At 75.6% G+C, this 8,909-nt stretch carries 10 protein-coding genes; 2 read left to right on the top strand and 8 right to left on the bottom strand.

Annotated elements, in window-relative coordinates; all coding sequences use genetic code 11:
• Positions 1-43: 43 nt before the first annotated feature.
• Entirely contained in the window at positions 44-343 is a 300-nt protein-coding gene (locus ABEB16_RS14095) for a transcriptional regulator (RefSeq protein ID WP_345712874.1), read from the bottom strand.
• Between the two features lie 53 nt (positions 344-396).
• Positions 397-822 carry a hypothetical protein gene (locus tag ABEB16_RS14090; RefSeq protein WP_345712873.1) on the bottom strand — a complete coding sequence of 142 codons (426 nt, stop codon included), beginning with the start codon at positions 820-822 and terminating at the stop codon, positions 397-399.
• A 325-nt stretch (positions 823-1,147) separates the two neighbouring features.
• Here ABEB16_RS14090 and ABEB16_RS14085 point away from each other — a divergent pair, with 325 nt between their 5' ends.
• Together ABEB16_RS14085 and ABEB16_RS14080 are read left to right on the top strand one after the other, a co-directional pair.
• Positions 1,148-1,426, top strand: a complete 279-nt coding sequence (locus ABEB16_RS14085) for a type II toxin-antitoxin system PemK/MazF family toxin (protein WP_345712872.1) — start codon at positions 1,148-1,150, stop codon at positions 1,424-1,426.
• Between the two features lie 264 nt (positions 1,427-1,690).
• A complete protein-coding gene (locus ABEB16_RS14080; RefSeq protein WP_345712871.1) occupies positions 1,691-2,236 on the top strand; it encodes a hypothetical protein in 546 nt (181 codons plus the stop codon).
• Between the two features lie 127 nt (positions 2,237-2,363).
• Here the strand turns inward: ABEB16_RS14080 and ABEB16_RS14075 are convergent, their stop codons facing one another.
• The 6 genes from ABEB16_RS14075 to ABEB16_RS14050 form a co-directional block, all read right to left on the bottom strand.
• On the bottom strand, positions 2,364-2,942 hold the full coding sequence (locus ABEB16_RS14075) for a hypothetical protein (RefSeq protein ID WP_345712870.1): 579 nt from the start codon (positions 2,940-2,942) through the stop codon (positions 2,364-2,366).
• A 150-nt stretch (positions 2,943-3,092) separates the two neighbouring features.
• Positions 3,093-4,328, bottom strand: a complete 1,236-nt coding sequence (locus tag ABEB16_RS14070) for an RNA polymerase sigma factor (RefSeq protein WP_345712869.1) — start codon at positions 4,326-4,328, stop codon at positions 3,093-3,095.
• Positions 4,329-4,341: 13 nt separating this feature from the next.
• Positions 4,342-4,701 carry a YciI family protein gene (locus tag ABEB16_RS14065; RefSeq protein ID WP_345712868.1) on the bottom strand — a complete coding sequence of 120 codons (360 nt, stop codon included), beginning with the start codon at positions 4,699-4,701 and terminating at the stop codon, positions 4,342-4,344.
• 103 nt (positions 4,702-4,804) lie between these two features.
• A complete protein-coding gene (locus ABEB16_RS14060; RefSeq protein WP_345712867.1) occupies positions 4,805-5,329 on the bottom strand; it encodes a 2'-5' RNA ligase family protein in 525 nt (174 codons plus the stop codon).
• Positions 5,330-5,339: 10 nt separating this feature from the next.
• Positions 5,340-5,678 carry a hypothetical protein gene (locus tag ABEB16_RS14055; RefSeq protein WP_345712866.1) on the bottom strand — a complete coding sequence of 113 codons (339 nt, stop codon included), beginning with the start codon at positions 5,676-5,678 and terminating at the stop codon, positions 5,340-5,342.
• A 23-nt stretch (positions 5,679-5,701) separates the two neighbouring features.
• Positions 5,702-8,821, bottom strand: coding sequence for a S8 family serine peptidase (locus ABEB16_RS14050; RefSeq protein ID WP_345712865.1), 3,120 nt, complete (start codon positions 8,819-8,821; stop codon positions 5,702-5,704).
• Positions 8,822-8,909 lie beyond the last annotated feature (88 nt).

Raw genomic sequence — 8,909 nt, 5'->3', positions numbered from 1 at the left:
GCTGACGCCGGCGCCGCGGCGCGGCGGGGTGGGCCGGCGGGCGTCAGACGGCGCCGCGGGCGCGGGCCACGAGGCGTTCCAGGCTGGCCAGGTAGGCGTCGAAGGCGCTGCGCCCGGCGTCGGTCAGGCGCACGGAGGTGTGCAGGCGCACGGCCCGCTCCTTGCGGACCTCGACGTACCCGACCTGTTCCAGGGCGGCGAGCTGCTTGGACAGGGCGGAGTCGCTGGTGCCGATGGTCTCGCGCAGGAAGGAGAACTGGACCCACTCGGCGGGGGCGAGCAGGGAGCAGATGTTCAGCCGGGCCGGGGTGTGCAGGAACTCGTCGATCGTCGCGCCGCCCACCGCGCCGGAGGTCGCGGGGCGTGCCGCGTCCTGGGCGGAGCCGGGGGTGGCGCTCACGGGCGCAGGCTCGCAGCCATCCGGGCCTGCACCGGCCGGGCCAGGGAGACGACGACGAGCACGGCGCCGATCGCTCCGATGGTGTTGGGCAGCGGCCACTGCAGCCCGCGCACGACGGCCTGGACGAGGACGTCCGCCGCGGCGGCGGCGACGAAGGTGGCGACGAGGGCGGCCTGCCAGCGGCCGGAGGCGCGGGTGGCCTTCAGGCGCACCCCGCGCTGCCAGGCGGCGCCGACACCCATGAACATCAGGACCACCCACAGCCAGATCATGTCGGCGTCGGTGAGGACGCCGAGCGCCAGCGCGCTGGAGCAGATGCTCCACACGGCGCGCGCGGACCAGGGGGCGGTTCCGGCGTCGATGGCCTGCTGGCGGCGGTGGGCGACCTGCTCCAGGGCCTGCTGTGCTTCACGAGCGTCCACGGGATGCGTCCTCTCCGGTCAGGTGCTTGGTTTCCTGACAGGAAAGTATCGAGGACTTGCCCGCCAGGCAAGTCTTGCGCGTGAGGAAACTGACAGGGCCCGCGAGGCGATGGGTGCACCGACGCGAGAAACCCCGGCAGGGTGCGGCCACGACGCAGCTACCCGTGGCTGGTGGCCGGTGCGCCCGAGGCCTCCGCGCTGACACGGCCGGGCACCACCGTGCCGGCCTCGCTGCACCGGCGCGCCGAGCGCATGCAGCACGTCCCGCGCTGACGGCAGGGACAGGGCGGTGGCGACGTCGACGCCACCGAGACGGCATCGGTGCGTGGAGCTCGGCACCAGCCTCTCCGAGGCCGACGTCGCCGCCGAACGGGTGGGCCGCGGGGTGGTCGCCGTGGTGCCGGTGACCGGCGACACCGCACAGGAGTTCCCCTTCCAGGTGCTGCTCGGGGCCCGGGACACGGGGTTGCACGTCGCCTCCGAGGCGCAGGCCGAACAGGTCCGTGCCGTCTCGGTGGAGCGCCTGGGACCGGCACCCGGACGGTTGCCGTCCGAGGCGCCGGAAGCGCCCGGCAACGCCTTGCGGCTGCACCTGGTGCGGTGAGGACGCAGCGACGGATCGGCGTCCCGGCCCGGCTCGCGCTGCCGCTGCTGACGGCGCCGGCTGCGGCGGGGAACTGCCGAGCGGACCTGTCGCGGTGGAACCTCGGCCGGGTCGGCTTCAAGGGCCGTCTCGTGGATCACGACGTTCGCCACGGCGTCCGCTCATGTCGAATCGCGGATGGTCCGTGCTCGATTCTCCTCGATCACCTGATGCGCAGCGATCACCACCCCTAGGCTTCCAGAAGGGCGCCGAGGAGGTTGCAGCATGGGCGTGGACGACCACAACCACGAGGTCGGAGTGCGCGTCGAGGGCACCGTGCAGCCCGCCGCCGCCGACGCCACCGTCACCGACGGCTTGCCGCTCTTCCCCCTGTGCGCCTGCGGCTGGACCGGGCCCGACGTCGTTCGCGGACCGTACACGTCGGAACTCGACGAGCCCTGTTACGACGTATGGGTGCGCGAACACTGGGAGCGCCTGGTGGGCCCGGACCCCGCCACCGTCCTGGAAGGACGACGCACCGACCACGGCCAGCAGTGGTTTCTCGGCGAGCAGACCGTCCACCCCGGTCAGGCGCTGGACCTGCTGCTGCCCGCTGGGCGCTGGCTGCACGGCCACCTGGTCATCGTCGATGTCCAGGACGAGCGCCCGCGCAAGGCACCGCACCTGGATTTCGCCCTGGGCGGGGTGTGGGAGTCCACCGACTGCACCGACTACAGCATGAACGCGATGGTGGGCATCCCGCCATCGGCCGCCCTGCGGGTGTGCCCGCATCCCGACAGCTCACCCGCCCACCTCGTCATCCACGAGTAGGTGCAGCAAGAGCGCACAGCGGCTGCCGGCGGAGATTCTCCCGCGACAGCCAGTTCACGCTCATGACGCCCTGCGGGTGCGATTGCGACCGGCCACGAACGCACGACTCTGTCGAAGAGTGCAGTCGTCAGTGCACGGGTGCGGCGCGTTCCCACCGTGCCGATGCCGCGCCCAGGTCGATGACGACCCGGCCGATGGGTCGGTGTGAGCTGTCGACCACGTCGCCGGTGGCGCCGTGGCTCAGCCCGCCGCCGGAGTGCCGGTGCAGGTAGGGGGTGACGGTGAACGACACCTCACGGGCATCGGCCGACAGGGGGTAGGGACCGTACGCGCCCCGGGTGCCGAGCCGGCCGGGAGTCGCATCGACGCTGCCGCCGCCCACGCCGCTGGCCGTGTGCAGGTCCCAGTCCAGCGGCGGGTCGATGCGGTACTCGACCTCGGCGACGTCGTGCTGGTACCACTGCGCCGCATCGGGGTCGTCCGCACGTACCGCGGGAACCACCTCCCACTCCAAGGACACCATCTGCCAGTCGCCCTGGACGTGCTCGGGCAGGCGGTTGCCCAGCCGATCAGGCCAGCGACCTCCGTCGCGCAGACCCCGCAGGTGCAGGTGCCGGCCCGGCACGACCTCACCGCAGTCCACGTCGAAGGCCAGCAGCAGGCCGTCCCCGGCCATGCCGCCCTCGGGGGTGCTGTCGTCCGTCACCGTTGCTCCTTCGTGCCACCTCGTACCGTTCGCCCAAGGATCGGGGAAAGGGACCGGATGTACCTCGGGGATGCCCCTGACCCACCCCTGAGCTGCGCGGCCGACATCGGCGAACGACGCCCTGCGGGCGCGATCGTGAAGGCCGGGGCGTCAGCCGCCCAGCGCCGCCAGCCGCCGGGCCAGGTGCTCGCGCTCCACGGCGTTGCCGGTCAGCTCCACCGCGCGCCGGTACGCCGCAGCGGCCTCGCCGGTGCGCCCGAGCCGGACGAGCAGCTCCGCCCGCACCACCCACCACGGCTGGTAGCCCGCCAGGGCACCGGCCACGTCGGACCGGTCGACCTCCGCCAGCGCCGCGGCGGGGCCGTCGGCCTCCGCGAGCGCGACCGCGCGGTTGAGGGCGACCACGGGCGTCGGGGTGAGGGTCAGCAGCAGGTCGTAGAGCCGCACGATCTGCGGCCAGTCCGTCGCAGCGGCCTCGGCGGCGTCGCTGTGCACCGCGTTGATCGCGGCCTGCACCTGGTAGGGGCCGGGCGCGCCGCGGCGCAGGCAGGCCCGCACCAGCGCCCGGCCCTCGGCGGCCAGCGCGGCGTCCCAGCGGCCGCGGTCCTGGTCGGGCAGCAGCACGAGGCCGCCGTCCGGGCCGGTGCGGGCCGGGCGGCGCGACTCCAGCAGCAGGAGCAGCGCCAGCAGGCCCAGCACCTCCGGCTCGTCGGGCATGAGCTCGGCCAGCAGCCGCGCCAGCCGCACCGCCTCGGCGCACAGCTCGACGCGGTGCAGGCCGTCACCGGCGGCGGCGCTGTGCCCGGCGGTGTAGACGAGGTACACGACGGCCAGCGCGGGGCCGAGCCGCCCGGGCAGCTCGGCCTCGGTGGGCACCCGGTACGGGATGCCGGCGTCGCGGATCTTGCGCTTGGCGCGCACGATGCGCTGGGCGAGGGTGGCCTCGGGCAGCAGGAACGCCCGGGCGATCTCGGCGGTGTCGAGGCCGCCGAGCAGCTTCAGGGTGAGCGCCACCTGCGCCTCGGGCGCCAGCGCCGGGTGGCAGCAGGTGAACACCATGCGCAGCCGGTCGTCGTGCACGGCTCCGCCCTCCTCGCGGGGTCCGTCCGGCCCGCCCCGCGCCTCGGCGAGCCGCAGGGCCTCGACGTGGCGGGCGTGGCGGGTGGACTCCCGCCGCCACCGGTCGAGGGCGCGGCGGCGGGCGGTGGTGACGATCCAGCCGCCCGGGTTGGGCGGCAGCTCCTGCCAGCGCTCGCACGCCACGGTGAAGGCGTCCTGCACCGCCTCCTCGGCGAGGTCGATGTCGCCGAGGAGGCGGGTCAGGGTGGCGACGCAGCGGCCGTGCTCGGCGCGGAAGACCCGCCCGACGGCGTCGGCGTCGACCACGGCCGCGCGCTCCTCAGTCCTCGGACTCGTCCTGGAGGGGGCGCACCTCGACCGGGCCCTGGCAGGCGGCGGCACCGCGGGCGGCGATGGCGAGGGCGGCGTCGAGGTCGGGGGCCTTGACGATCCAGAACCCGCCCATCTGCTCCTTGCTCTCGGCGTAGGGCCCGTCGGTGGTGGTGACCTGCCCGCCGGAGGACTGCACGACGGTCGCGGTGCTCGCGGGGTGCAGGCCGGCGGCGAAGACGTAGGCGCCGGAGGCCTCGAGCTCCTTGTTGAAGGCGTCGACGTCGCGGAACATCTGCTCCATCACCTCGGCGGGCGGGGTGGGGTACTCGGCGCCGTCGTGCCAGACGGACAGCAGGTACTGCTTCATCGCGGGCTCCTCACGGTGGCCGGCTCCCTGCCGGCCTCGCCCTGTCTACGGAGGGACCCCGGCGAAATCGACACCCCCCGCGCCCCAAGTACTGTGATCTGGGTCACACCGTCGGTCGCGGGTCGGGCGCCTCGAACGGCACCGCCACGACCGGCTCCCAGGGACCGCCGAGGTAGCGCCACAGCGCCAGGCCCGTCCCGGTGACCGCCGGCGGCAGCGGCGCGGCGGACAGCTCGGCGTGCAGGGCCCGGGCGAGGGCCGGGTCCACCTTGTTCTGCACCGTCACGTGCGGCTTCCACCGCTGGGCGTCCTGCGCGGTCAGCCACGGCCGCCACGCCGCCGCCAGCTCCGCGCGCACCCGCAGCAGCTCCTCCGAGGCCAGCTCGTAGGCCACACCCCGGCCCAGGAAGCGCAGCCCCGGCACGGCCACCGCGAACGGCTCCCGCACCGCGGTCCGCCGCACGTCCTCCAGCACGGCGGGCAGCTGCGCCCCGGGCAGGGCGTGGAACATCGTGACGTGCGCCGCCAGGTGGTTGCGCCCGGGCGGGAAGTGGGCCGCGCGCAGGGCGTCGAAACGCGCCTGGCCGGCGGCGTCGAGCTGCAGGGTCACGACGAGCGGGGCGTCCACCACGACCGCCTCAGCCGGGCGGGAAGAGCATGCCCAGCACGGACAGGACCGCGGTGGCGGCGCCCACCGCGCACGTCGCCAGCCGCACCCCGCGCGCACCCGCCCCGTGCGCCAGGCCCCAGCCGGCCACCGCGACCGCCGCCACCCCGGCGGCCAGGCCGATGGGGAAGAACACCGCCGAGCCGAGCACGGCCAGCACGGCCAGGAAGGCACCCACCGCCGCCCCGGAGACCCGCGGCGCCTCCGGGGCCGGTGCCGTCGCGGGTGGGCGGCCCGACCCGGCCGTCCGCGACGGCGCGGCGGGACGGCGGGCCGGCCGGCGGGCCGGCTTGGCGGGATGACGGGCCATGCCGCCAGCCTGCCACGCCCCGGTCAGCCGATGGCCAGCGCCGTGGGCCGCAGCGACCCGCCGTAGCCGGACAGCCCGTACCGCACGATGCCGAGGTACTTGCGCGCCGGGTCCAGGCCGTCCCACGACAGCGTGTACGCCACCCGGCGGCCGGGGGCCAGCGGCAGCCGGTCCGGGTGGGCCGACAGCGAGCCGGCCGTCGCGCCGGGGTCGACGAGGAAGGCCGTGCCCTCGAAGGCCGCGCCGGACTCCCCCGGCGCGTTGGCGAAGTTCTTGACCAGCACGAGATACCTGCCGGCCGGCGGGTCGACGATGTCGACGAGCTCGTCGGCGGCCGGCGTCTGCGACACCGCGACGAGCTCCTCCACCGGGCCGTCGACGCGGAACACCGCGAGGTCCAGGTCGGCGGCCTGGTTCGCGGCCTCCACCTGCACGCGGGCGAACGACACGTCCTCGCCGATCTCGACCGGGTACTCCGCGGTGGCCCCCTCCCAGAGCTGACCCCGCCGGGTGACGCCGGTCGCGAAACCCTCCACGTCCAGGTCGAGCTCGCCCGTGGTGCCGCCCAGCACGCTCACCCGGGTGCTGCCGCTGGCCCCGGTCCCGCTGAGGCTCGCCGGGCTGGCCAGCGGGATCGGCCGCACGGCCATCGGGCTGCGCACCGTGCCGCCCGCCCCGCGCCAGGTCAGGAACCCCGTCGCGTACCGGCGCATCGGGGCGCCGTCCGCGGTGAAGGTGACCTTGAAGGTCTTCGTCTGCCCCGCGGCGCTGAAGTGCAGGATGCTCGGGCTGACCTCCACGTCGACACCCGGGATCTCCGCGGTGGCGTGGTAGACCCCCGGCTCCACGGCCGTCACCGACCTCGTCACCGTCTGGCGCCCGACCATCCAGCCGATCGCGACGGACGGCTGGTTCAGGTCGCTGGGGTCGATCGGCGCCACGCCCGTGCCCAGCGCGTAGCCGCTGCCCTCCAGGAAGGCCAGCCAGTCCGCGGGCCCGGAGTCGTAGACCAGGCCCGGGTCGAGGGCCCGGGCCGGGTCCACGAAACCGGCACCGGCGGCGAAGACGTCCCGGGTGGGTGCACCGGCGGCGTCCACGACGTCGCGGGCGCTCGTCACCAGGGCCGACTTCACCGCCATCGGCGACCAGTCCGGGTGCAGGCCCAGGTACAGCGCGGCGAGGCCGGCCACGTGCGGGGCGGCCATCGACGTGCCGGAGTACGGGGCGAAGGCGTTGCCGCCGTTGGTCGGCGGCGCGACCGCGGCGATGATGCCGACACCCGGTGCGGCGACGTCCGGCTTGAGCACGTCCGCCCCGGTGTCCAGGTTCGGCCCGCGGGAGGAGAACCCCGCGATCTGCGGCGTGGGGGTGGCCCGGCCGGTGGTGTTGCCCACCTCGAACGCGACCGTGGCGCCCGCCGTCGCGGCGTACGCGGCGACCGCGTCGCCGGCCGGGGTGTCCAGGTGCACCGTGGGGATGCGGTGCGGGTCGGGGTCGACGCTGTTCGGCGCGGGGTTCACGAGCACCGTGCCGACGCCACCGGCGCGGGCCACCTCCGCCGACTTGTCGACGCGGTCGTTGGTCCCGCGCTCGCAGAGCACGACCCCGCCCGCGACCGCGGCGGGGTCCAGGCTTCCCGCCAGGCACAGGGCGGCGTCGGCCGCGGGCACCCCGGCCGCGGGGGCGGACCCCGCCGCCACCAGCGGCGTCCGCGGCAGCGGCGTGCGGTTGATGCTGGCACCGGCGAACCGCCGCCCGTCGCCGAGCACCACGGTGCCCTCGCGCGGGACGGCGGTGGCGGCGGCGACGGTCGTGACCCACGGGGAGGGGTGGTTCGACGTCGACGCCCCGGGCCCCTCGTTGCCGGCGGAGGCCGCCACGAAGACCCCGGCGGAGGCGGCGGACAGGAACGCCAGCTGGATGGGGCTGGCGATCGTGCCGGTGCTGCTGATGGAGAAGTTGATGACGTCGACGCCGTCGGCCACGGCGGCGTCGACGGCGGCGACGGCGTCGGAGACGAAGCAGTTGCCCGTCGCGGGGTCGTCGTCCTCCCAGCACACCTTGTAGACGGCCAGCGAGGCGCCCGGCGCCATGCCCGCCGCCTCGCCGTAGGAGGAGCCGTTGACGGTGGCCTCCACGCCGGCGTTGCCGACGGCGGTGCTCGCCGTGTGCGTGCCGTGCCCGTTGCCGTCGCGCGCGGAGAGCTGCTCGGTGGGGGGGATCTGCGCGGGGTCGACGCTGGCGAGGAAACCGGCGTCGAAGTAGCGGGCACCGACGATCTTGGTGCTGCAGTCCTCGGGCGTCCACCCCTGCCCGGTCTGGCAGGTGCCCGTGAACGTGTCGCCGTCGGCCTTGGGCTGCACGATGCGCCCGTCGGCGCCGCGGTGGGCGCGGAACGGCTGCCCCGGCGTGGGGGCGGCGGCCAGCGGCTCGCCCGCCAGGGAGGGGCTCTCCGGCCACGCGCCCGAGTCGATGACGCCCACGACCACGCCTTCACCGGCCCGCTCGGCCCCACCGAGACCGGCCCACACGCCCCCCTCGCCGGTCAGCCCCAGGTAGCCGGGGGTGTCGGTGGTGTCGAGGGAGTACGCCGTGTCCTCCACGACGGACAGGACACCCGGGGCGACCGCGAGCCGCTCGGCCTGCGCCGCGCTGAGGTCGGCCGTGAAACCGTTGAAGGCCACGGTGTAGCGCTGCCGGGGCGTGGCCCCCACCGCGGCGGCGACCCGGTCCTGCGCGCGTTCCAGCACCTCGCGGTACCGGCCGGCCTCGGCGCTGCGCAGGTCCACGCGGCCCGGGGCCGACTTCAGCGTCGGCAGGCCCGGTGCGCTGCGGCGCGCGCTGGCGAGCGGGTCGGCGGCCAGGGCCACGACGTAGCGGCCGGCGGTGTAGCCGGCCGGCGGCACCTGCTCCTCGGCGAGCTGCTCGGCGAGCTGCTCGGCCCGCTGCTGGGCGAGCTGCCCGGCCTGCTCCCCGGCGAGCTGCTCCACCGGCTGCGCCGGCTGTGGTGCCGCGGCCGCGCCGGGGGCACCCGCCGCGACGAGGACGGCGCCGGCCGCCCACGCCAGGGCGACCACCCCCCTGCGCCGGTGGGCGCGGTGCGGACCGGGGAGCTCCTCCGCGGGGTGGGGCTGGTCGGTCACGGTCGCGCCTCCTCGACGAACGACAGAGCGGCACCGCACACATACGCAGAGTTGCGGGGCGGCGTGCGCAGCCAATCCTGTGCGGAGG

The sequence above is a fragment of the Kineococcus glutinatus genome (genome assembly GCF_039542765.1).
In the GTDB taxonomy this organism is placed as follows: domain Bacteria; phylum Actinomycetota; class Actinomycetes; order Actinomycetales; family Kineococcaceae; genus Kineococcus_A; species Kineococcus_A glutinatus.
The sequence above is the reverse complement of the archived record's forward strand: the minus strand, read 5'-3'. Positions and strand labels throughout refer to the sequence as shown.

Excerpts from the sequence above, each read along its gene's own strand:
- ABEB16_RS14055 (WP_345712866.1), bottom strand. The coding sequence starts at position 5,678 with ATGGCCCGTCATCCCGCCAAGCCGGCCCGCCGGCCGGCCCGCCGTCCC.
- ABEB16_RS14065 (WP_345712868.1), bottom strand. The coding sequence starts at position 4,701 with ATGAAGCAGTACCTGCTGTCCGTCTGGCACGACGGCGCCGAGTACCCC.
- ABEB16_RS14080 (WP_345712871.1), top strand. The coding sequence starts at position 1,691 with ATGGGCGTGGACGACCACAACCACGAGGTCGGAGTGCGCGTCGAGGGC.